Below are 22,769 nucleotides of genomic sequence, written 5' to 3' on the forward strand. Positions count from 1 at the left end.
CCGTCCTGCCGTTCCGACATCGCTGCCGGGACGGCGCTTCGCGGAGGGATCGAGATGCGACCGACCGATGTCATGCGCGGCAGCCCGCCCGTACCCGAGGCTCAGGTGACGCGCGCCAATTGGCGCAGCTTTCCCGCGATCCGCTGGGGTTTTACCCACACCCGCGAAGTGCTGCCGACCGCAGAGATTCGCCGCTCCGCCCGGCCGACGCCAATGAGAAGCGCCCCGCGCGAACTGGCAAAGCTCGGCTTCACCGGGCCTGATGGCAAAGCGACCACGATCGAATGCGCGCTGCGCGAAACCTTTGCCGACACGCTCCTCGTGATGCATCAGGGCACGCTGATCCATGAATGGTACGGCGACGGCATGAGCGCGACCACGCCGCATCTGATCTGCTCGATCAGCAAGGCGATCGCTGGCACGCTCGGCGGCGTGCTGGCCGCGCGCGGCCTGGTCGATCCGGAGGCGAGGGTGCTGCGCTACGTGCCGGAGCTAGAGACATCGGTCTACGCCGGCTGCACCGTCCGCAACCTGCTCGACATGGCCGTCGCCATCAAGTTCGAGGAGGATTACGAGGACCCCGCCGGCGACCTCGCGCGCTATCGGTTCTCCTCGGGTTGGGACGTGCCGCCGCCGGACGTCGAGCCCAGCCATCAGCGCGCTTATCTGACGACGCTGCGCGGCAGCGGCAAACCGCACGGCAAGGTGTTCCACTACGTCTCGCCCAATACCGAGGTGCTCGGCTGGGTGTATGAACGCGCCTGCGGGATGCCCTACCATCTTATTCTCTCCGAGTTTCTCTGGCAGCCCCTGGGCGCGGAGGAGGACGGCTCTCTCACACTCGATAGCCACGGCATGGGCCGCATTGCCGGCGGCATCTCGGTCACCGCGCGCGATCTCGTCCGCTTCGGCGAGATGATCCGCTGCCGCGGCGTCGTCGAGGGCCGGCAGGTGGTGCCGGGCTGGTGGATCGACGATATCCGCGAGAACGGTGATCCCAAGGCGTGGGCCGATGGCGACCTCGCCGAGTTCTTCCCGGGCGCGCGCTACCGCAGCAAATGGTTCACCATCGATCCTTCGCGCAACGCGCTCACCGCGATCGGCATTCACGGCCAGCACCTCTATGTCGACCTCGACTCCGACACCGTCATCGTCAAGCTCGCAACACAGCCCAAGGCGATGGACGTGTCGATCGACCAGCGCTGGTTTGCTGCCTTCCGCGCCATCACCGCACATCTCGCCTGATATTTGGACGTCCTCATGCTTGAAACCGCCAAAGCCCAACCGCAAGCGCAGACCGCGACACCGCATCCGCTCGATCCGCTGACGGCCGACGAGATCAGCGCGGCTTGCGCTTTGGTGCGGGCCGCGGCCACTTCAGCGGCGAACTGCCGTTTCCCGACGGTGCGGCTGGAGGAGCCGACCAAGCAGGAGCTGGCTTCAGGCGAGGTGGGACGCCGCGCCTTCGCGTTGACGCTCGACGTCGCCACGGGCGAGGCGATCGAGCATATCGTCGACCTCGGCCGCGGCGAGATCGTCGGCCGCAAGGTCGTGCCGAACCGCGAGGCGCCCTATGGGCAGCCGCCGGTGATGCTGGAAGAGTTGTTCAAGTGCGATGCCGTGGTGAAGGCCGATCCCGCTTGGCGGGCGGCGATGGTTCGGCGCGGGCTGACCGACAAGGACATCGAGCTGGTCCAGGTCGACCCGTTCTCCTCCGGATTCTTCGACAAGGCGTTCGAGCGCGGCGCCCGCATTGTCCGGGCCGTCAGCTATTTTCGCGAGCATCTCCAGGACAACGGCTACGCCCATCCGATGGAGGGCGTGGTCGCTGTGGTCGACCTCATCGGGGGCAAGGTCATCGAGCTCACGGATGAAGATCCGATCGTGCCGATTCCGCGCAAGAAACGGAACTACGGCGCGCATGAGGTGCCAAACCCGCGCACCGACATCAAGCCGCTGCATATCGAGCAGCCGGAAGGGCCGAGCTTCAAGGTCGACGGCTGGAAAGTCGACTGGCAGAAATGGAGCTTCCGCGTCGGATTCACGCCGCGCGAGGGTCTCGTGCTGCATCAGCTCGCCTACCAGGACGGCGCGCGTAAGCGGTCGCTGATCCACCGCGCCAGCGTCACCGAGATGGTGGTGCCTTATGCCGATCCGACCGCTAGCCACTTCTGGAAGTCGGCTTTCGATGCCGGCGAATACGGGCTCGGCATGCTCGCCAACGCGCTGGAGCTGGGCTGCGACTGCCTCGGCAACATCCACTATTTCGACGTGCCTGCCGCCGACAACAAGGGCGAGCCCTTCGTCATGCAGAACGCGATCTGCATGCATGAGGAGGATTACGGGATTGCCTGGAAGCACTACGAGTTTCGCAACGGCCTTTTCGAGGTGCGGAGATCCCGACGGCTCGTGATCTCGTTCTTCGCCACCGTCGGCAATTACGATTACGGCTTCTACTGGTATCTCTATCAGGACGGCACGATTCAGCTGGAGACGAAACTCACCGGCATCATCCAGACCGCCGCGGTGCGGCCGGGCGAAAAGTACCGATGGGGCGGCATGGTCGACGATAATCTCGGCGGCCCCACGCACCAGCACTTCTTCAACGTCCGCCTGCATATGGATCTCGACGGCGGCGGTAACACGGTGACGGAGCACGAGTTCGTGCCGCGGCCCTGGGGCGACGACAATCCGCACGGCAACGTGTTCGACACCACCACGCGCGTGCTGTCGCGCGAGCGCGACGCCGCAGCGGTCGCCAATGGCGAGACCGGCCGATTCTGGAAGATCAGTAATCCGAACGAGATCAACTCGGTCGGCGGTGCACCGGCCTACAAGCTCGTCGTCAATCCCAGCCCGCTGATGCTGGCCCAGGAGGGTAGTTACGTGCGCAAGCGCGGCGGCTTCGCCACCAAGCATGTCTGGGTGACTGCATTCGATCCGGCCGAGAAATACGCCAGCGGCGACTATCCCAACGTTCACGCCGGCGGTGACGGCCTGCCGCGCTATGCCGCGCAGAATCGCAATATCGAGAATGCCGACATCGTGGTGTGGCACTCCTTCGGCCACACCCATGTCTGCAAGCCCGAAGACTTTCCGATCATGCCGGTGGAATATGCCGGCTTCGTGTTGAAGCCAACCGGATTCTTTGCGGCGAATGCGGCTGGCGACCTTCCGCCGGACCGCAACAGCCGCAGCGTGCTGGCTGGCGAGAAGAGCACGACCTGTTGTCACGCGGACTGGACGTGACCTTCATCCGCTCGCACCCTTGGCTTTGGTCGCAACACTGATTGCGCGACGCGGCCGTGGCACGCGGTCGGGTCCTGACACACTGACAGAAACATTCTAGAAGCATTCCAATCCCAAAGAAGCAGCGCGCATGAGCGCATCCGTCGCACGTGCTGTGCACACGTCTGGAGAAATTCTAACGCCGTTCCTATCGCACTCCGAAACCGCCTGAGTTAGGGCGGGCCATCAAGATCGATACCGGCAAAGCCGGCAGTGCGTGGGGCTCAACAGACGTGACCGATTTCCAACCTTCTTCGCGTAAGAACACGCGCCGCCGACAAATCCAGATGCTCTTCCTCGGTGCGGCCAGCACACTCGCTCTCGCCGTGCCCTTCGGCTCTGCCCAAGCCCAGACGCAGATTCCCTCTGTCACCGTCGAAGCGCCGACGCAGCGCACCCGTCCAGCGGCGATTGCGTCGTCGCGACGGGCTGCGGCGGCGCGAACCGCACGCGCCAATCGTCGGGGCCCGGCGCAGCAGGCCGCGCCCACTCAGTCGGCAGCATCGAACGGTGCCACGAGCGAACGCGCCAACGGACCGGTACGCGGTTTCGTCGCGACGCGCAGCGGCACCGCCACTAAGACCGATACGCCCTTGATCGAAACGCCGCAGTCGGTGTCGGTCATCACCACCGACCAGATCAGAAACCAGGGCGCGGTCTCGATCGGCGAGGCCTTGCGCTACACCGCCGGCGTCAGCGGCGACGTCAATGGCGGCTCGGACACCCGCTTCGGCGGCCTCCAGATCCGCGGCTTCGACATGACGATGCCGGGCCTCTTCGTCGACGGCTTGCGGATTCCCTCCAGCAACTACGTGCACTTCAATGGCCTCGAGCCCTATGGGGCCGAGCGTATCGAGGTGCTCAAGGGTCCGTCCTCCGCGATGTATGGCGGCAGCGGCACAGGCGGCGTTCTCAACTACGTGACCAAGCTGCCGACGGCGCAGCAGTTCGGCGAGGTCTCGATCTCGGGTGGCAGCTTCAACCGCTATCAGGGCCAGTTCGACATGGGCGGCGCCGCCAACAAGGAACGCACGGTGCTGTGGCGCCTGACCGGCGTCGTGCGCGACGGCGAGACCCAGGTCGATTTCAGCAAGGACAATCGCGTCTTCATCGCGCCCGCCGTCACCTTCAAGCCGAACGAGGACACCACCATCACCCTGCTCGCCAACTATCAGCGGGACCGGGCAGGGTGGGGCCTTCAGTTCCTGCCGGCCTCGGGCACGGTTTGGCCGAACAACGGCCGCACCATCCCGGTCTCGTTCTTCGCGGGCGTGCCGGGCTTCGACGCATTCAACACCGAGATCGCAACCGTCGGCTACCAGCTCGCGCACAATTTCACCGACAACGTCACGTTCCGGCAAAATCTGCGCTACGCCTATCAGCACAACGAGGAGAAGGTGTTTTACGGCGGCGGCTATACCAACGAAGCCGCAGGGCAGCTCGCGCGCTATGGCAGCTACAGCAACTCCTACATCAACTCATTCGCCGTGGACAACCAGCTCCAGGGCAAGTTCACCACCGGCATTCTCAGCCACACCACGCTGGTTGGCGTCGACTATCGCAACACCTCCTTCCGCGACACCGCCTTCGGCGTCACGACCTCGTCCCCCGAGATCAACGTCTTCAACCCGAACTACAGCTACGACTACGCCATCGGCGCCATGTACGACAACACCGGCGTCAAGCAGTCCCAGGTCGGCGTCTATGCGCAGGATCAGATCAAGCTCGGCCGGCTCTCGTTCCAGCTCGGCGGCCGTCAGGATTTCGTGACCACGCAGGTCGATAACGGTATCGCCAATACGACGATAGCGAAGGACGCTTCGGCCTTCACCGGCCGCGCCGCCGTGATGTACAATTTCGACAACGGCATCGCGCCCTATTTCAGCTATTCGGAATCGTTCCTGCCGTTGCTCGCGACCGGCTTCGGCGGACAGATGCTCAATCCTGAGACCGGCGTCCAGTACGAAGTCGGCGTCAAGTACCAGCCGATCGGCTGGAACGCGCTGTTCACCTTCGCCGCGTTCGACCTGACGCGCGACAACGTCGCTGTGTACGTGCCTGCAGCATTCTTTTACGAGCAAATCGGGCAGGTGAAGTCGCGCGGCCTCGAGCTCGAAGGCACGATGTCGCTCGCCGACGGCTGGAACCTGCGCGCGGCCTATGCCTATGTCGACGCCATGGTCACGCAGGATCCGGTGAATGTCGGCAAGGCGCCGACGACGGTGCCGCTCAACCGCGCTTCGCTGTGGAGCGACTACACGCTCCAGAACGGGCCGCTCGCGGGGCTTCAATTTGGCGGTGGCATCCGCTATGTCGGCGCGACCTGGGGCGACGAGGCCAACACGTTCAAGGTGGGATCGTCGACTGTTCTCGACGCGCTGCTGGCCTACAACAGGGACAATTGGCGCCTGGCACTGAACGTCACCAATCTCGCCGACACCCGCTACGTCGCTTCGTGCTACAGCCTGGCGGGCTGCTTCTACGCGGAAGGGCGGAAAGCCATCGCCAGGCTGACCTACCGCTGGTGAGCACCATCCGAGGACGTCCGGCCTTGGAGGCCGGACCTGTTCCTCCCCCCGATCAGAACGGATAGTGCCGCGGCCCCGTCTGAACGGTGATCCAGCGCAGTTCGGTGAACTCGTCGATTGCGGCCTTGCCGCCGAAGCGGCCGTAGCCAGACGCCTTGGTGCCGCCGAACGGCATCTGAGGCTCGTCATGCACGGTCGGGGCGTTGACGTGGCAGATGCCCGCCTCGATTCGCCTGGCAACGCCGAGCGCACGGGCGATGTCGCGGCCGAACACGGCGGAAGAGAGGCCGTATTCGGTGTCGTTGGCCACGCGCACGGCCTCGTCGATCCCGCTCACGCGCACCACGGTCACGACGGGACCAAAGCTCTCCTCACCATAAATCCGCATCGCCGGCGTGACATGATCGACGATGGTGGCGGGCATGATGGTGCCGCTGCCGTGACCGCCGGCAGCGAGCACGGCGCCCTTGGCGACGGCATCGTCGATCAGGCTCCGGACGCGCTCGCAGGCGGCGTCACTGACCAGCGAGCCGAGCACGACATTGCCCTTGCGGGGATCGCCGAAGGGAAGGCTCTTGGCCTTGGCGGCGAACTTGGCGATGAAGGCGTCCGCCACCTTGTCGTCAACGACGATCCGCTCGGTCGACATGCAGATCTGCCCCTGGTTCATGAAGGCGCCGAACGCCGCCGCATTCACGGCGGCGTCGAGGTCGGCATCGTCGAGGATCACGAGCGGGGCCTTGCCGCCGAGCTCCAGCAGTGCGCGCTTCAGGTGCTTTGCGCATGCCAGCGCGATGAGGCGGCCGACGCGCGTCGAGCCGGTGAAGTTGACGCGGCGGATCGCAGGGTGGGCGATCAGCGCCTCGACCACCGCTTGCGCATCCTCGGGCGCGTTGGTCACGACATTGACGACGCCGTCACCGAGGCCGGCCTCCGCCAGGCAGCTTCCGATCAGACGATGCACGCCCGGGCTCATCTCGGACGCCTTCAGCACCACGGTATTGCCGCAGGCGAGCGGCATCGCGACCGATCGCACGCCGAGGATCACGGGAGCGTTCCAGGGCGCGATGCCGAGCACGACGCCGACCGGCTGGCGAAATGCCATGGAGAGATTATCGGGCTTGTCGGTCGGAATGACTTCGCCGGATATCTGCGTCGTCATGGCCGCGGCCTCGCGCAGCATGCCTTCGGCCAGGTGCACGTTGAATCCGGCCCAGCCCGCGGTGGCGCCGGTTTCGGCGACCATCAGCGCGGTGAACTCCGCGGCACGGCGCGCGAGGATGTCGGCGGCCGCATTGAGCCGCTTGCGGCGCTCGGACGGGCCGAGCTGTGACCAGGCCGGGAACGCGGCGGCCGCAGCGTCCGCGGCCCGCATCGCGTCGTCGATCGAGGCCGCCGCCACGATCGTCGCGACGTCGCCGGAGATCGGGTTGTGGCGCTGGAAGGTACGCTGATTGCTGGCCGACTGGTCCTTGCCGCCGATGAGAAGGTCGATCGCGTTCATGATGCACTCCAAAGGTTGCAGGCGGGATTGAGCGATTATGGTGGGGACGGGGCCGCGCGGGCCTTGCCGAGATAGGCGCGCTGGACCTCCGGATCGTTCTTCATCGCACTGGCCGGCCCGCTGCCGGCGTTGCGGCCGGACTCGATCAGGTAGACACGGTCGGCGATGTCGAGGCTCGCCCGCGCATTCTGCTCGACCAGCAACACGCTGAGGCCGCTGCTACGGATCTCCGCCAGTGCACGGAACACTTCGCGGCTGAGCAGGGGCGACAGGCCGAGCGAAGGCTCATCGAGCAGGAGCAGCAGCGGGTTCGACATCAGCGCCCGGCCGATCGCCACCATCTGCTGCTCGCCGCCGCTCATGGTGCGAACGGCCTGGGCCATACGCTCGGCAAGGCGCGGGAACAGTCGCAGGATCCTCGCGAGCCGGTCTGGCTCGCCTGCGCGGGCGCGGGCGGGATAGGCGCCGAGCTGCAGATTCTCGGCAACCGTCAGATCGCCGAACACGCCGCGGCCTTCGGGCACCAGGGCGATGCCGCGCTCCACGATCAGATGGGCGGGCAGTTCGCCAATGTGATGTCCCTCGAACCGGATCGTGGCGCCGGGGGCAGGCTTGACCAGACCGGCGATGCTCTTGAGCAGGGTGGACTTGCCGGCACCGTTGGCGCCGAGGATCGCGACGATCTCGCCTTGCCCAATAGCGAGCGCAATGTCGGCGAGAGCCTGGTGCTTGCCATAGAAGTGGGAGAGGGCGGCGACCTCAAGCATCGTCGCCTCCGAGATAGGCTGCAACGACTTTTGGATCGGACAACACGGCCTCCGGCGCGCCGCGCGCGATCACGCTGCCGGCATTCATGACGATGCAATGGCTGCACAGTGCTCGGATCGCATCCATGACATGCTCGACCATGATGATGGTGAGGCCGCGATCGCGCAATTTCGCGATCAGCGCGATGCCGGTCTCGAGCTCGCTCGGGTTGAGGCCCGCCAGCCATTCGTCGAGCAGCACGAGGCGCGGCTGCAGCGCCAGCGCGCGGGCAAGCTCGAGCCGCTTCTGGTCGATATAGGTCAGCTCGCTCGCGGGCGCTTCCTGCAGCTTGCCGAGCCCGACGAGATCCAGCAGCTCGCTTGCGGTTGCGCCCGAGCCGTTCGTCGTCGAGAACAGCCGCGCCGCCGCAACGTTTTCGGCCACCGTCAGGTCCGGCATCACGCGCACCAGCTGGAACGTGCGCGCAAGGCCAAGGCGCGCGATCTGGTGCGCGCGCATACCGTTGAGGACGATGCCGCCCAGCCGGATCGTGCCCGAGGAGGGCCGCAGCGCCCCGGACAGCGTATTCAGCAGCGTCGTCTTGCCGGATCCGTTCGGGCCGATGATGCCGATGATCTCGCCCGGCGTGACTGTGAAGCTGACACCCTCGACGGCGCGTAGTCCGCTGAACGATTTGCTGACACCGTCGACCGCGAGCAGCGGTGCATCGCCCGCGCGGGCGGGCGCGGCGGCGGGACCGCCGGCCGGAACACGCCAGCGGCCCGCCCCGAACAGGCCGATTACGCCGTTCGGCAGCACCATCACGATGAACACGAAGATGACGCCGAGCACGATGCTGAAATGGTTGGGCAGCGTCGCCGTCAGCACCTCGAACAGCAGGACCAGGGGAATGACGCCCAGCACGGGCCCGAACAGCGAGCCCGCGCCGCCCAGCAGGGCCATGATCACGACCTGGAACGAGATGGTCGGATTGAACGCAATGGCCGGATCGATATAGGTCCAGCGTGGCGCCATGACCGCGCCGGTCACCGCCATGAAGGTCGCGCTCAGAATGAAGACGCCGAGCTTGATCCGCGTGGCATCGATGCCGGAATGGCTCGCCGCGGTCTCGTCGGCGCCGATGGCGCGCAGGGCCAGCCCATAGCGCGAGCGCCCGAGCATCCAGCCCACCAGGAAGACGACCGCGGTCAAGCCCAGCAGCTGCCAGTAGAGAACGTCCTGCGTCACCGCACTGAAGAGATAGCGGCCGACCGACTTGTGGATGTTGACCTCGTACCAGATTACGAGCTGCCGGATCAGCTCGGCCAGGCCGAAGGAGAAGATCACGAAATAGATTCCGGACAGCCGCAGCGTCGAAAGCCCGGTGATTGCGGCGGTGAGTGCGCCCACGCCGGCTGCGGCCAGCAGCACGACCGGCCAGGGCATGGTCTCGCCGAGCACCGCAGCCGTGTAAGCGCCGAGCCCGAAGAACGCGACCGTTGCAAGCGAGATGTAGCGCGTCGGGCCCGAGAACATCGCCCACGCGGTCGCCAGGATCGTGAAATAGAGCACGCTGATGCCGAGCGCGAGATAATAGCCGTTGGCATAGAGCGGATAGGTGACGAGGCATGCGGCGAGGGCGAGGCCGGCGCACCACAGCAGAATGCGGACGGGCCCCGTCATGACGCCGCCCTGCCGAACAGGCCGGTCGGCTTGATCACGAGCACGCCGAGAAACAGCGCGTAGGTCGCAGCCAGCGTCAGACCGGGATCGACCAGCCGCGCCACCGCCGTCTCGACCACACCAAGCAGCAGACCGGCGACCAGCGCACCGATGACGTTGCCGACACCGCCCATGATGACGACGACCAGCGCCTTCATGGTGAAGACCACCCCCATCGCGGCATTGAAGGTGAGGAACATGCTGATCAGCACACCGCCGACGGCGACGAGGCCGCCGCCGAAGGCAAACGCCAGCCCCGACAGGGCCGCGACGTCCATGCCGACGAGACGCGCGGCGTTGGCATCGACTGCGATGGCGCGTACCGCAGTGCCGATCCGGGTGCGGGTGAGGGCGAGATAGACGGCGCCGCCGACCAGCGCCGCGAACAGCAGCGCGACGAGCCGATTGACGGCAAGCGTCGAGCCCATGATCGTCAGCGGAATGGAGAGATAGCTATAGCTGTAGTACTGGCCGCCAAAGGCGACCAGCATGGCGCCCTGGATCACGAACAGAACGCCGAAGGTGACGAGGATGCTGTCGATCTCCTGTGCGCCCCGGTCCTTGCCGCGCCGCATCAGCCGTTCCAGCAGGAAGCGATATAGCAGCCAGTTCAGCACCATCGCGATCGGGACCGCCAGCAGCAGCGCCGCGAGCGGGCTCAGCCCAAGGCCGCCGTAGAGCGAGAACGCGCCGAAGGCGGCCGCGACCAGCGACTCTCCATAGGAGAGGTTCATGATCCGCGCCACGCCATATTGCAGCGTCAGCCCGAGCGCGATCAGCGCGTACATGCCGCCGAGCACGAGGCCCGGCAGGATGATGTCGACAAGCAGCATGAAACGGCGTCCCCTTGAACGGCAGGCAGGCCTCGCGGACGCAAGGCCTGCCAACCAGCCTTACTGCCACTGCGGCTTGGGCACGACCGCGGCGCGCGCGCCCGTCAGCGAGGTTGGCGCGAGGGCGTAGAACTCGCCGTTCTGCCACTGTCCGACGCTCCAGACCTCCTGGAGCAGCCCGTCCTTCAGCTTGACCTTGCCGATGATGGTCTCGAACGTGCCCGCGCGGATTTCCGCCGCGACAGCGGTGCGATCGAGCTTGCCGACCTTTTCGATCGCCTGCTGGAGCACCTGCAGGCTCGCATAGGTGATCGAGCTCGCCCAGCGATCCGGTTCCTTGCCGGTGGCGGCCTTGTGGCGCGCGAGATACTCCTTCAGTTGCGGAGACTCGGCATTCCAGCCGCCGATGCCCATCACGCCGTCGCTGTTGGCAGCAAACTTGCCCTTGTAGAGCGGGAACGCGGTGCCGACGCCGACATAGAAAACCTTCGGGTTGAACTTCAACAGCTGCGCCTGTTCGGTCAGCGCGATCGTGTCCGGCGGATAGCTGAAGGCGACGAACGCATCCGGGTTCGAGGCGATCGCATCCTTCAACAGAGGCTGGAGATCCTGCGTGCCCATCGGATAGGTCTTGTCATAGCCGAGCTTGAAGCCGTGCTTCTTGAAGGCCTCGCGGCCCGCGGCGGACAGCTCGATGCCGAACTGGTCGGCGATGCTGACCATCGCGATGTTCGCCCCGATCTTGCCTTCGCTCTTCAGCTTGCCGAGCAGATCGGCGAGCCCCTCGGATATCTGCGCTGACGTCCCGAGCCAGAACGTCGCGTTCGACCAGCGCTTGGCAAGCTCCGGCGCCTTGTCGGTCACCGACGTGACCGCGAGGTGAGGGTAGCCCAGACGGTTCAGAGTCGGGCCGACCGCGAGGTTGAGGCCCGTGCCCCACGGCGAAAGAATGAAATCGACCTTGTCCTGGTTGGCGAGGCGCTCGATCGCCTTGACGGCTTCTTCCGAGCTGCTGCGGTCGTCATATTCGACCACCTCGATCGGCAGCTTCTTGTCGCCGAGCTTGATGCCGCCGGCGGCATTCACGTCCTTCACCCACAGCTCATAATTGGGCAGGGTGGTGATGCCGGCGCCGCCGGCATAGGGACCGGTCTTGGAAATGGCGTAGCCGATCCGGATCTTCTCCTGCGCATCGGCCGTGGACGGAAAGGTCCAGAGCGTTCCGGCCAGAGCCGCAAGGCCAGCGACGCGCAGCAACGTTCGACGATTCGCTGAAAACATATCGTGTCTCCCTCCTGTTGCACTCAAGCGATGGTCGGCATCGCAGTGAGTGGTCGTTTCCCCTTGGTCCCGACTTTCTCTAGGGCGGCATCATTGAGCCGGCCGCCACCGGGACTTGACCTAGCAAGCATCCCAAGCTTTGCTCGCACAATGGACAAATCCGGTGAAAGATTGGACGGTTCTGGCCTCGATGGCCAAGTGCGTCGAGGCGTCGCGGGCCCAGATCCGGCACCGGCAACCGCCCCGAGTGGGGCTGTGCCTGTGGGCGCCGAGCTGATCGCGGCGCACTACGTCGCGCGGCGATGGACGCTGACCTCGAAAGCGGCCCGTCCGTTCATTCATCTGCTCTGCCTTCCCGGCGGCGGGACCGCTGAGATCGGTCAGGCCGGCAGGACCATGCGGACGGTCGGATCCGCGCTGGTCTGGCTCCCGGCGGGATCCGCCGACTATCTGGAGGTGTCGGCAGGCACGACGGCGCAGCTGCTGCAATTGCGCGCCGGTATCTGGCATCGCTATCTCCCGCCGTCGGCGGAGGCGGCCTATCTCGCGCTCGAGGGGGCGGGCGGCATCCTGGCGTTGCAGGTCGAGGCCGATCTCGCGGCCACGATCGCGCGTTCGATCGCGGCGATCGCCGCCGAGATCGCCTCGCCCGCACGCAGCGGTGCAGCGTCGATCATGTCGGCGGAGCTGACGCTGTGCGTGCTGCGATTCTGGCGCCTGTTCGCTGGCGACGGGAACCGCAACGAGGAGAGCAGCAGCACCGAGATCCTGAGCCGGTTCCGCAGGCTGCTCGAGGAGCGCTATCAACAGCACTTGCGCGTCAGCGATTACGCCAGGCTACTCGGCACCACGCCGGATCGCCTGCACGCGCTGTGCAGCCGCGAGCTGAAGCGCTCGCCGAGCGAGCTGATTCAGCAGCGCCTCGTCAGGGAAGCGGCGACGCGGCTGGAGGCTGGAACCATCGCCGTCAAGCAGATCGCATTTGCGCTGGGCTTCACGGACACCGCCTATTTCAGCCGCTTTTTCCGCAAGCACACCGGCGAGGCACCGGGCGTATGGCGTCGGCGCGTTGCGGCACGCGCGAGAGCGGGGCGATCGAGACCGACGCTGAATTTTGCCGATTGGCCGTAACGCACGCGGCTGCGTCGACACCCGATCACGCATGGACGCTTTGTCGCGCAGCTTATTGGCCAGTCTCGATAAATTCTAATGTCGGACCTCTCGCACTGCAACTGTCCCTGCGTTAGGCCGAAGGCCCACCGGCTGAACTGCCGGCGGCGAGTCCAATCGAAAAGCGGTCCGGCAAATGAGGGGCCGGGCCCAGTGGGAATGAGATCTGAGCGATGAGAGCGATATTCGGCAAACTGCATCGCTGGGCGGGACTGCTGACGGCCGCCTTCCTGTTCTTTTCCGGCATCACCGGCGCGATCATCTCCTGGGATCACGAGCTCGACGACGTCCTGAACAGCCATCTGTTCGATGTCTCGACGAAGGGCCCGGCCATTCCCTCGCTCGAGCTTGCCAAGATGATCGAGCAGCGCGATCCCCGCGCGCGCGTCGTCTACCTCTTCATGACGCCGGAGCAGGGGCACTCGCTGTGGTTCTTCGTCATGCCGCGGATCGATCCCGCGACCGGCAAGCGTTACCCGCTCGACTACAATCAGGTCTTCCTCGATCCCAACACCGGCGCGGAGCTTGGCCGGCGTTATTGGGGCGCGGTCTGGCCCGTCACGCGGGAAAACTTCGTCTCGTTTCTCTACAAGCTGCACTACACGATGCACATCCCGGAATTCTGGGGCAGCGACCGCTGGGGCATGCGCGTGCTCGGCATCATCGCCATCATCTGGACCATCGATTGCTTCGTCGGGTTCTATCTGACGCTGCCCTCGCGCCGGCGCGCCAAGGCCGCGCGGGCGCCTGAGGTCGCGCGCCAGCTCGAGCGCGGCTTCTGGGCGCGCTGGGCGCCGGCCTGGACCATCAAGACCTCGGGCAGCGCCTACCGGATCAATTTCGACATCCACCGTGCCTTCAGCCTGTGGACCTGGGGCGTGCTGTTCATCATCGCCTTCACCGCGTTTTCGCTGAACCTCTATTTCGAGGTGTTCTCGCCGCTGATGAAGATGGTGTCGAATTACACCCCGACACCCTATGAGCAGCGGCCCTATCGCGATCTCGATAATCCGATCGAGCCCAAGATGACGTTTGCCGAGATTGCTGCCCGCGCGGCCGCCGACGGCAAGGCGCGAGGCTGGACCACCCCGGTCGGCGCGCTCAGCTACGGCCCGGCCCATGGCGTCTACGCCGCCGCGTTCTTCCATCCCGGCGACGATCACGGCGCCGGCGGCGTCGGCCCGGCGCAGCTCTATTACGACAGCGAGGACGGCCGCCCCATTGGCGAGCGGCTGCCCTGGGTCGGCACCGCCGCCAACATCTTCGTGCAGGCGCAGTTTCCGCTGCATTCGGGGCGCATCGTCGGACTGTTCGGGCGTATCCTGATCTCGGTGATGGGCCTCGTGGTCGCCGCGCTCTCTGTCACCGGCGTCGTGATCTGGTGGCGCAAGCGCCGCGCCCGCGTTCGCGTGCGGGAGACGGCGGCCGTGCGGCTGAACCGGGAGCAACTGACGCCGGCAGAGTAGGGCACCCGCGTTCCGCCAAGGGATGAACCTTGGCACGCGGCCTCGGCACAAAGATGGAGATCGCTTTCCAGTCTTCCGGAATTGCAATGAGATTGCTTGCCTTGCTCTGCGCGCTCGTCCTGGCCGCGCCCGCCGGGGCGGCCGCGCCCGAGCAGCATTATCTCGACCTGCGTGACCGCTACATCGCAAAATTCTCGAATGCCAAGGAGAGCGACGAGATCTACAAGCAGCACGATGCGGCCCTGAAGGAGCTGGCCGGCGTGCTGCGCGGTCTGATCGGTCCGGTCGCGATCAAGGGACTCCCGGCCGAGGGCAAGTCGAACGTCGATACGCTGTTCAAGGACGACATCGGCTTCGGCCATCTCGACGGGCTGAGCTTCGCATCCGAAGGCGACAAGATGCAGGCTGTGGTGACCACGACCGGGCTGCTCAAGCACTGGCTTGGCGAGCATCGCGCCGACGGCATGCCTCAGGACAGTGGCGCCGCGTTGAAATCCGACCGCTTCTATTATTACGCCATCCAGGACGCCGCCTTCGCGATCTACGCGGAGCTGCCGATCAACAAGCCGGCAAGGGCGAGCGTCGCAGTCGCTGTGCTCGGCGTGCGCGGCAATGGCGGCCTCAAGGGCCCGCCGGACGAAATCGACGTCGTCGCGATCCAGGGCGACAAGGTCTATTTCCTCGCGGCAAGGGAGGCCGTGAAGACCGCCCCGATCCCGACCTGCGAGGAGGTCTGGAAGCAGATGATGGCAAAGCCCGTCGACAAGAAAGACCCGCGCGGCGAGATGGCCCGCGAGGACAAGGCAATGACCGCCTTCACGGCGTGCTTCGCCAAGGAAGCCCCGAGCCAGAGCTGGTATGCGGCCGCCGTCAAGAAGGCGCAGAGCCAGCTGGACCGGCTGCCGCTTCCCTAGGAATGCCAGCTCGATATTCTCCGCCGTGATCCTCCGGCTGTGAACCACCGGCTTTGAACCACGCCTTGGCCTGCGCAGGCGAGGCGGCGCCGCGCCGTCGGCAAACGGAAGACATGAGGTTTTTGAATAGGTTAGGCCAATGCGGTCGTCCTGATCGTCATATTCGCCGGATGCAATCCCCGCGAGCTTCCACTTGCGGGTTGGGCGAGTTACTATGGCCTTTTGCGATACTTGCTGCATCCGGTCTGGCACCCGCTGCAGACCGTTCTTGCGGTTCGTCAACGAGTTGGCTGCGATTGACGATGATTACGCAGACCCGCGACCCAAAAGGTGAACGTCATCGATTGACGGTGCTGTTCTCCGACCTTGTCGGATCAACCGCCCTGGGCCGGGATGTCGAGTCCGAGCACCTTTCCGAACTCCTCAGCCAGTTGCGGCAGATCTGGCATCGCGCGGTGGCGAAGCACGGTGGTCGCATCATCCGAACGCAGGGAGACGGTGCGCTCGCCATTTTCGGCTATCCCCAATCCGGCGAAGATGACGGTCGTCGTGCTGCGGAAGCAGCACTCGATATTCACGAATGGGTCGGAGAGCTGCGCCACGATGGCGTATCGCCGGCGCTGATGCCGCTTCGAATGCATTCGGGTATCCATGCCGGCACCGTCCTCCTGACCCAAGGCGACATCGAGTCCGGCCGGTATGACCTGATCGGCGATGTCGTGAACACGGCAGCGCACCTGTCGCGCCACGCCGGTCCGGATCAGATCCTGGCCAGCCTCGATGCCCTTGGGCCGCATGCCAACTTCTTCGAGCTCGCCGCCCACCTCCCGGCGGCTTCGGGAATGCCGCAGGCGAGGCTGGTGTTGGGTCGAAGCACGGCGACCCGACGCTTCGAAGCAACCTCGCGCCGCGGCCTGACACCCTTCATCGGCCGCAACGAGATATTCGGCTTCCTGACACGCTTTCTGAGCGGAGCACCTGCGCAGGCGCAACGCTGCGCGGTGGTCGTCGGCGGGCCCGGACTCGGCAAGACGCGCCTTCTGGAAGAGGTGCTGGGGCACGTCGGCACCGAGCGCATCAGGCTGCTGCGAGGCAGTTGCGAGAGTTACGTCGGTGCCGAGGTTCTGCAACCATTCCTGCAAATGCTGCGCGCTGCGCTGGGAATTCGAGCGGACGCCTCCCTCGTCGAGGCAAAGGAGACGGCGCGCGCGGCTCTGGAGCCATGGGCGGCCCAGCTCGGTCCGAATGCAGAATCGATCCTGGCACTGGCGTCGGCCGGCGCCGATGCGCGTGGCGGCCGCATCACCGTCGACGGCGTCGTCGGCGATCTGCTCGGGTTCTTCACCGGACTGTCGGCACATGGCCCGCTGGTGCTGGTGATCGACGACTGGCAATGGTCTGATGACGCGAGCCGCCAATTGCTGCAGGCTTTGCTGGAATTGCCCAACGGACCTCGCGTCATCCTCGCCAGCCGGCCGCGCGAGGACGGCAGCGAATGGATTTCCGGCGCACCGCACCTATTTCTCGAACCGTTTCAGGGGCCGGAAACCGACTTTGCCGTACGACGCTGGGTCCCGCAGGCCGATCCCTTCCTCGTAGCCCGCATCCATGCCTATGCGGGCGGGGTGCCGTTGTTCATCGAAGAGCTCTGCCATTCCATCGCCGCCAACGATCCTGCCTCGTTCGAAGCGCGCAGCAAACAGGGCTGGATCGCAACCCTGGTCGCTTCGCGCCTGGCACGCCTGCCGCCCGATGAGGCGAAGGTGGTGCGCGCCGCGGCCGTTATCGGCAACACCGTGCCGCACGGGTTGCTGGTTTCGGCCTGCGGCAGCGAACCCGACCCGGCCATCGTGCGGGCATTGGCGGATGCGGACTTTCTCTTTGCGGATCCAGCGGGCGGCGTCCTTCGCTTCAAGCACGGCATCACGCGCGATGCGGTCTACGACACCATTGGCCTGCACGAGCGTCAGGCATTGCACAAGCGGATCGAAGCCACCCTGCTGGCGCGGTCCGAGCAGGCTGATCGCGAGGATGCGATGGAAGCTCTGGCCTACCATTCGCAAGGCGCAGGTCATTGGGAAAGCGCAGCCCATTATGCTGAACGTGCCGGCGACAAGGCCATGGCTGCATTTGCGCTCGATCGTGCCAGTGCGCAGTACCAGGTCGCGATGCAGGCGCTGGATCGCGTGCCCGATCGCTCGCGCGAGCAATCGCTGCGCTGGTGCCTGCTGGCCAACAAGCTGGCGATGGCCAATATCTTCGACCCGCTGTCGCTGACCGACGACACCTCCGTGTTCGAACGCGCGGTTGCGGTCGCGTCCTCCCTCGGCGACACCGCCGCGATGGCCAGCGCCTATGAATGGCTCGGCTGGATGTGCTACGGGTTCGGCCGCTTCCGGGAGGCCGTGACCCACACGCGGACGGCGCTGGAATTGGCGCGCAAGCTCGAAGACCGCCGCCTGATCGCGCAGATCGAAGCGACGCTCGGGCAGATTCTGGCTGCAAGCTGTCAGTACGACGAAGCCATCGCCTTGATCGACGCTGCCATTTCGACCAAGCAGCAACGCAGCCGGCGTCATGGTGCGATATCCTTCGGGGCGGCCTATGCGCTGTCGTGCAAGGGCGGTGTCTTGGCGGATCGCGGCGATTTCGAGGGCGCCCACGCCTGTTTCAGTGAAGGCATGGCTCTGGTCGAAGGCTCGACTCACCCGGTCGTCAATTCCGTCCGCAACTGGATTGCGGTCGCGCTGATCTGGCAGGGCCGCTGGCAGGAGGCGGAGCAACTCGCCGTGGAAGGGGCGCGCATCGCCGAGAACACGCGCAGCCTGCTGCTTCTGGCGGATTGCCGGGCAGCCTCGGGATTTGCCCGCTGGTCGGCGACCGGCGACGCCGATGGCCTGCTGCAGTTGCGGAACGCCGCCGAATGGATGGAGCGGCGCAATTTTCAATTCTACACGTCGGTTCAATATAGCTGGCTCGTCGAGGCGGCGACCGCCGAAGGCGATGTCGAGACGGCGCGGCGGTATGCCGCCCATGTCCTGCGCCGCGCACGCGAAGGCGAGCGACTGGGCGAGGCGGCGGCATGTCGCTCGCTGGCGAAGCTCGCAGCCCTGCGCCAGGATCTCGGCCTTAGCGAGCGCTGGTTGGGACGGGCTGAAACTTCCGCAGGCTGGCGTGGTTCGCTGCGCGATGCGGCGCTGAACCTCTCCCTGCGCGGCGAGCTTCTCGCAGGGCAGGGCCGGGGCGAGGCGGCCCGCCAGACCATGATGGAAGCCGCCGAGAAGCTGCGCGCGCTCGGCATGCACTGGCATGCGGAGGAGACGATCAGGCTCGTCATTGGCATACCCGTCGGCTACGCCAACGATCAGCTCGCTCGGCATTGTGCCGTCTAACCCCTGCGCACCTTTCCTTACACGGCTCTAGGGTGGAGGTGGGCTCGGTGCGGGAACTCTTCCGTCCATCGTCAGGCTCATTGGAATGGGGCCGGTCCGCAAGGGTAGCTCCGTCTCCACCAGTGCGCTGAAGAAACCCAGCATCACCGCCAGTGCCGGGTCTGCTCCGGGACATGAATGCGTGGGATGCCCCGGGACCCTGCGGTTGCCGCCGAAGGCGTGGTAGATGTCCTGGCGACCTTCGGCGAGACTTTGCTGGGTGGCGGAGACTGCGCCGGCGACGATGACGTCGCCAGGCCTCACCTCGACCCCTCCGATGCTTTGCGAAACGACGGCTGTCCGCCAGATCAATTCGGGCACCGCGCGAAGTTGCATCGCGGGGATGAAGTCGTCTCTTAGCCGGTTGAGGGCGTCCATGTAGTTCTTTGCCTTCGTGCCGGCATAGCGAGCGCGCAACGCCCATAGCGTTCCTTCGCGCAGCCATTCGTTCAGTATCCGCCGCAGGTTGCCGTCGACGGTCGGAATGAATCCCATCATGGCGCCGGCGACCGTGCGGGCCACGAACGGAATGTCGCCGTTGCCCCGTGGCGAGTTATAGACCGCCTTGGTCACTGGCCCGTTTGTCGGCCCGAACTGCGTCAGGAAACCTTCCATCGCACGGCGCGCAGCGTCGCCATGTGCCGCGCCGATCGCCTCCACTGTCGCGTTCGGGTGCGGCTGGAAGATGTAGCGCGAAGGCGACAGGAAAAGGCCGGGATAGCCAGGCGGCTCGCCCGGCGTCCAATCCCAGCGATAGCCGACGCGGCGGAAATGACCCCCGTCCTCGCTCAACCCGAACCACGCTTCGCAGAAGGCGGCGAGCAGCGGATCCACCAATTCGTGCACGTCGACGGTCAGCTCCCAGCTCGCTTCGCCGTCGCTGGCGGCATAGTCGATCGTCTGCTTGACCATGAAGCCCAGCACCTTCTGTGTGACCGCGCGCGCCAGCTCGAATGCGGCGGGTTGGTCGAGGGCCATGATCGCGGCGTTGCAGGCCGCGGATTCCTGCTCGTAGACTTGGTCTGGCTGCCCGGCGTCGCGGCCAAGATAGAGGATGCCGAACGACCGCAGCATGCGGGGAAGATAGCCGGTGATGGTCAGCTTGGTGTCGGAATCGGCGAACACCTTGTAGACCATGTCGCGGTCGGCCACCAAGACCCCGAAGGGCGTGCGAAGTGCGCCGCCGTGGCGCTCGCGGATCGCAGCCCAGATCGAGGCGTTGACGAAATGCGAGGCTGAATCCGGATCTTCGAGCGCTGTCTTCCACGCGGCCATCGCCGCGGCTTCGCCCTGCTGGCGCTCGATCAGGCGCAGACGCGCGATCTCTTTTTCCCCCTGATCCGCGGACCACGTCACGGCCGGTTTGTACCCCTGGCTCGCCGCCCATTGCTTTAGATCGGCAAGCGCCTTCTTCGATGGCGCAAAGAAATATGCTCCCCATTCCAGACGAACGAACGGACGAGGTTCGTCGTGGAGCCGGTCCGAGCCGTCGAGCGCGACGCGAATGGTTTGGCCTTCATGCTCGAAACGGAAATGCCGGAGCCGGCCAGGCTCGGCGAGGCCGAGGAAAGGATCGCTTACCCCCGAGGACGAACCCGCGCTGTTGCCGCCAGAGAGCCAGCTCTGCACCACCTCGAATTGCTCGCCGAGGCTGGCATTGTAGGCCATGAAAACCAGGCCCCGCTCTGCTTGCTGGCCGGATTTGGCGGCTTGCGGGTCGACGGGCGGCCCGTAGGACATGCCGCGCCTGACGATACGTGGGGGCCGCGCGCCGGCATCCGCCTTGGTGATCGACACGCGCGGATTGGCGCGCCGTATGTGCGCGTGAAACGGACACGATTGGGCCTGCGGGTCGGCGTCGTAGTTGAAGTCGTTGTGGCCTTTGTCAGGGGGCGGAGTAGGGGTCAGGGGTTGCCCGGCCTGGGGATGGCCGGTCGGCCAGCGTCCCATCATCTTAGCCATTAGCGTCTCGCGTGTCAGGGCAGGTGCGTCCGGTCCGGCCATCTCGGCTGCCTGTCGCGTCGCGCGGGCGAGCACATCCTCGAGCTGCTCGACGTCCTGTCGCAGCTTGCGCAGCGCCATGAAGCTGCCGTCGCGGAGCATCGCGTGAGCACGATTGGTCGCGTTGCCGAACGGCGCCGCCTCGTCGGCGATGTTCGGATAGCCGCACAAGATTTCGCCGAGATGCACCCGATTGGAATAGTACGTGCCGGCCTCGCACTCACGCAGCACCGGGTTCGAACTGCCGTCGGCGAACCCGAAATGGTCCTGCATGTCGCGGGATCTCTTGTCGCGCTGCCGCTGCATCCATTGGATCGAAAGGGGCCTGATACCCGCATCGACCTCGACCAGGCGCTTCATTTCGGCCATCAACGCATGTCTCGCATCCGCCGTCGTCTGCGCGTCCTTGGGTAGCAACAGGCGGAGTTGAAGGACGGCATGGACCGAGCTCATGCTGATGCGCGGCGCCGGGTCGCCTTCGGGCAGGTCGGGCGCGTCGATCCCGAGCGCCCAATTGCTGGCGGGAAGGCGCCATCGCTGCGGATGATTCCAGCGCACGTCGCCGAGCAGGCCGGCGCGTCTTTCCATGCCCTGCACGAACTCTTCCGGCAGAGTGCGCACCTCTTCGTCCGACAGGCCGGCCTGACGCAGTCCCTCGACCGTGAATGCGATGTTGGTGACGATCTGCCCCGGCGTCAGAACGTCGGCTTCGGAAGTCACCTCGAGGACGTCGAGAAACGCGGCCAGTGCGGCCGGATTGGCGAACTGCAGCAGCAGCAGGCAGCCGTGATCTGAATTGTAGGCGGTCAGAATTCCGCCTTGCACGTTACCGCGATCCTGCAACGGCAGTTCGGCCGGCGGGGCGAGGGGCAGGTTGCGCCGTACCGGCGCCACATCGGGCGGGGCCATCAACCAGCGCAGGGCCTCATCATAGCGCCGGCGGGCGCGCTTGACGCCTTCCGCGTAGGTGGGGTCGTTGATCATGGTGACGAATTCCGGCAGCAGCTCGTGGCCGGCCCGATGCAGAAGCACCCCGTCATGCGTCCCCGGCGGATAGAAGTCGGCCAGACGGTAGAGTCCCGCCAGTGCGCGGATGCCGTGGCGAAACGGAGGCCGGGCGGCAGCTTCGATGCTGAGCGGTTTGCTGAAGCCGGCATTGGTCGGATCGACGCCGACCTGGCCGTCGACCTCGAATATCGAGTGTCGCGCGATGTCTTCCGGCGAGGGAATCCTGATCCGCGTGACGATCTTGTCGGCGCCGGCGCCAGAGGCGCGCCGATAGACCCGCTCCTCCATCCGCAGGAAGCGCGTGTCATCCACGGTCAGGTCGGGGGTGGCATAGAGGAAATAGGCTTCGGTCTGCTTGCTCTTGAGCCAGATACCCCAGTTTTCGTACGTGTTCTCGTATCCGAGCACATAACCATCGGTATTGCAGAAGATGAGGTCGAGCAGCCGGGCGGCCTTCTGCCAGATGACGCGGACATAGGCTTCCCAGGAGCCGTCGAACGTGGCGGTCAGCAGCACATAGTCCACGCCGTCCACGGATTCGTCCTCGGGTTCGAGCACGGCGATGCCCACCGAGTGGATCCGCCCGACGCGGTCAACGGAATCGGTCAGCACGCGGGCGAGCTCGTATTCATACGCGTTGGCGCGTCCGCCATTCAGCGCCCGCAGCACGTATTTGACGCGGGTCTTGTACGTGGTCGCATCCAGGGACGGCACGAATCCCTTCTTGATCGGAGCCATCACCCTGAAATCGGACGTGCCGGCCATGCTGCCGGTCTTGATGGTCAAATCACGACGCATGTTTTTGGCTCCCCTGCTGCGAGCGTCTCTTCGCTGCGCGCTCCCAAAATGTGAAAATTACGGCTTCACTTCCTCAAA

Annotated in this window: 13 protein-coding genes; 7 read left to right on the forward strand and 6 right to left on the reverse strand. The window is 65.5% G+C overall.

The window, feature by feature from the left end:
* The first annotated feature begins 54 nt into the window (after nt 1–54).
* The 3 genes from I6F28_RS21100 (at nt 55) to I6F28_RS21110 (ending at nt 5,816) form a co-directional block, all read left to right on the forward strand.
* Nucleotides 55–1,245 carry a serine hydrolase domain-containing protein gene (locus tag I6F28_RS21100; RefSeq protein ID WP_225140860.1) on the forward strand — a complete coding sequence of 397 codons (1,191 nt, stop codon included), beginning with the start codon at nt 55–57 and terminating at the stop codon, nt 1,243–1,245.
* 15 nt (nt 1,246–1,260) lie between these two features.
* On the forward strand, nt 1,261–3,249 hold the full coding sequence (locus I6F28_RS21105) for a primary-amine oxidase (RefSeq protein WP_225140861.1): 1,989 nt from the start codon (nt 1,261–1,263) through the stop codon (nt 3,247–3,249).
* Between the two features lie 326 nt (nt 3,250–3,575).
* Nucleotides 3,576–5,816: a TonB-dependent siderophore receptor gene (locus I6F28_RS21110; RefSeq protein ID WP_225140862.1), complete on the forward strand. Its 2,241-nt coding sequence runs from the start codon at nt 3,576–3,578 to the stop codon at nt 5,814–5,816.
* Between the two features lie 52 nt (nt 5,817–5,868).
* On the opposite strand, the gene I6F28_RS21115 is transcribed toward I6F28_RS21110, so the two are convergent.
* From I6F28_RS21115 to I6F28_RS21135, 5 genes are read right to left on the reverse strand one after another with little or no spacing between them, the layout of a single operon-like run.
* Complete coding sequence (locus tag I6F28_RS21115; protein ID WP_225140863.1) at nt 5,869–7,320, reverse strand: aldehyde dehydrogenase; 1,452 nt, start codon at nt 7,318–7,320, stop codon at nt 5,869–5,871.
* Between the two features lie 35 nt (nt 7,321–7,355).
* The gene (locus I6F28_RS21120; RefSeq protein ID WP_225140864.1) at nt 7,356–8,087 is read right to left on the reverse strand and encodes an ABC transporter ATP-binding protein; all 732 of its coding nucleotides are present in this window, start codon (nt 8,085–8,087) and stop codon (nt 7,356–7,358) included.
* Nucleotides 8,080–9,750, reverse strand: a complete 1,671-nt coding sequence (locus I6F28_RS21125) for a branched-chain amino acid ABC transporter ATP-binding protein/permease (protein WP_225140865.1) — start codon at nt 9,748–9,750, stop codon at nt 8,080–8,082. The genes I6F28_RS21120 and I6F28_RS21125 overlap by 8 nt, the downstream gene beginning before the upstream one ends.
* Nucleotides 9,747–10,622: a branched-chain amino acid ABC transporter permease gene (locus I6F28_RS21130; protein WP_225140866.1), complete on the reverse strand. Its 876-nt coding sequence runs from the start codon at nt 10,620–10,622 to the stop codon at nt 9,747–9,749. Before I6F28_RS21130 ends, I6F28_RS21125 begins: the two co-directional genes overlap by 4 nt.
* 60 nt (nt 10,623–10,682) lie before the next feature.
* Nucleotides 10,683–11,903, reverse strand: a complete 1,221-nt coding sequence (locus tag I6F28_RS21135; RefSeq protein WP_225140867.1) for an amino acid ABC transporter substrate-binding protein — start codon at nt 11,901–11,903, stop codon at nt 10,683–10,685.
* Nucleotides 11,904–12,158: 255 nt separating this feature from the next.
* On the opposite strand from I6F28_RS21135, the gene I6F28_RS21140 reads away from it, so the two are divergent.
* The 4 genes from I6F28_RS21140 (at nt 12,159) to I6F28_RS21155 (ending at nt 18,845) form a co-directional block, all read left to right on the forward strand.
* Nucleotides 12,159–13,034, forward strand: coding sequence for a helix-turn-helix domain-containing protein (locus tag I6F28_RS21140; protein WP_225140868.1), 876 nt, complete (start codon nt 12,159–12,161; stop codon nt 13,032–13,034).
* Nucleotides 13,035–13,246: 212 nt separating this feature from the next.
* Entirely contained in the window at nt 13,247–14,539 is a 1,293-nt protein-coding gene (gene fsrB, locus I6F28_RS21145; protein ID WP_225140869.1) for a siderophore utilization protein FsrB, read from the forward strand.
* A gap of 86 nt (nt 14,540–14,625) precedes the next feature.
* A complete protein-coding gene (locus I6F28_RS21150; protein WP_225140870.1) occupies nt 14,626–15,453 on the forward strand; it encodes a hypothetical protein in 828 nt (275 codons plus the stop codon).
* A gap of 302 nt (nt 15,454–15,755) precedes the next feature.
* Complete coding sequence (locus I6F28_RS21155; RefSeq protein WP_225140913.1) at nt 15,756–18,845, forward strand: ATP-binding protein; 3,090 nt, start codon at nt 15,756–15,758, stop codon at nt 18,843–18,845.
* Between the two features lie 27 nt (nt 18,846–18,872).
* On the opposite strand, the gene I6F28_RS21160 is transcribed toward I6F28_RS21155, so the two are convergent.
* Nucleotides 18,873–22,691, reverse strand: coding sequence for a Dyp-type peroxidase (locus tag I6F28_RS21160; protein WP_225140871.1), 3,819 nt, complete (start codon nt 22,689–22,691; stop codon nt 18,873–18,875).
* Between the last annotated feature and the right edge of the window lie 78 nt (nt 22,692–22,769).

This window comes from Bradyrhizobium sp. NBAIM14, from assembly GCF_020193895.1.
Taxonomy (GTDB): domain Bacteria; phylum Pseudomonadota; class Alphaproteobacteria; order Rhizobiales; family Xanthobacteraceae; genus Bradyrhizobium; species Bradyrhizobium yuanmingense.

What these genes read in the sequence shown, in the direction of transcription:
- I6F28_RS21100 (WP_225140860.1), top strand. Translation starts at nt 55, where the DNA reads ATGCGACCGACCGATGTCATGCGCGGCAGCCCGCCCGTACCCGAGGCT.
- I6F28_RS21105 (WP_225140861.1), top strand. Translation starts at nt 1,261, where the DNA reads ATGCTTGAAACCGCCAAAGCCCAACCGCAAGCGCAGACCGCGACACCG.
- I6F28_RS21110 (WP_225140862.1), top strand. Translation starts at nt 3,576, where the DNA reads ATGCTCTTCCTCGGTGCGGCCAGCACACTCGCTCTCGCCGTGCCCTTC.
- I6F28_RS21115 (WP_225140863.1), bottom strand. Translation starts at nt 7,320, where the DNA reads ATGAACGCGATCGACCTTCTCATCGGCGGCAAGGACCAGTCGGCCAGC.
- I6F28_RS21120 (WP_225140864.1), bottom strand. Translation starts at nt 8,087, where the DNA reads ATGCTTGAGGTCGCCGCCCTCTCCCACTTCTATGGCAAGCACCAGGCT.
- I6F28_RS21125 (WP_225140865.1), bottom strand. Translation starts at nt 9,750, where the DNA reads ATGACGGGGCCCGTCCGCATTCTGCTGTGGTGCGCCGGCCTCGCCCTC.
- I6F28_RS21130 (WP_225140866.1), bottom strand. Translation starts at nt 10,622, where the DNA reads ATGCTGCTTGTCGACATCATCCTGCCGGGCCTCGTGCTCGGCGGCATG.
- I6F28_RS21135 (WP_225140867.1), bottom strand. Translation starts at nt 11,903, where the DNA reads ATGTTTTCAGCGAATCGTCGAACGTTGCTGCGCGTCGCTGGCCTTGCG.
- fsrB (WP_225140869.1), top strand. Translation starts at nt 13,247, where the DNA reads ATGAGAGCGATATTCGGCAAACTGCATCGCTGGGCGGGACTGCTGACG.
- I6F28_RS21150 (WP_225140870.1), top strand. Translation starts at nt 14,626, where the DNA reads ATGAGATTGCTTGCCTTGCTCTGCGCGCTCGTCCTGGCCGCGCCCGCC.
- I6F28_RS21155 (WP_225140913.1), top strand. Translation starts at nt 15,756, where the DNA reads ATGATTACGCAGACCCGCGACCCAAAAGGTGAACGTCATCGATTGACG.
- I6F28_RS21160 (WP_225140871.1), bottom strand. Translation starts at nt 22,691, where the DNA reads ATGCGTCGTGATTTGACCATCAAGACCGGCAGCATGGCCGGCACGTCC.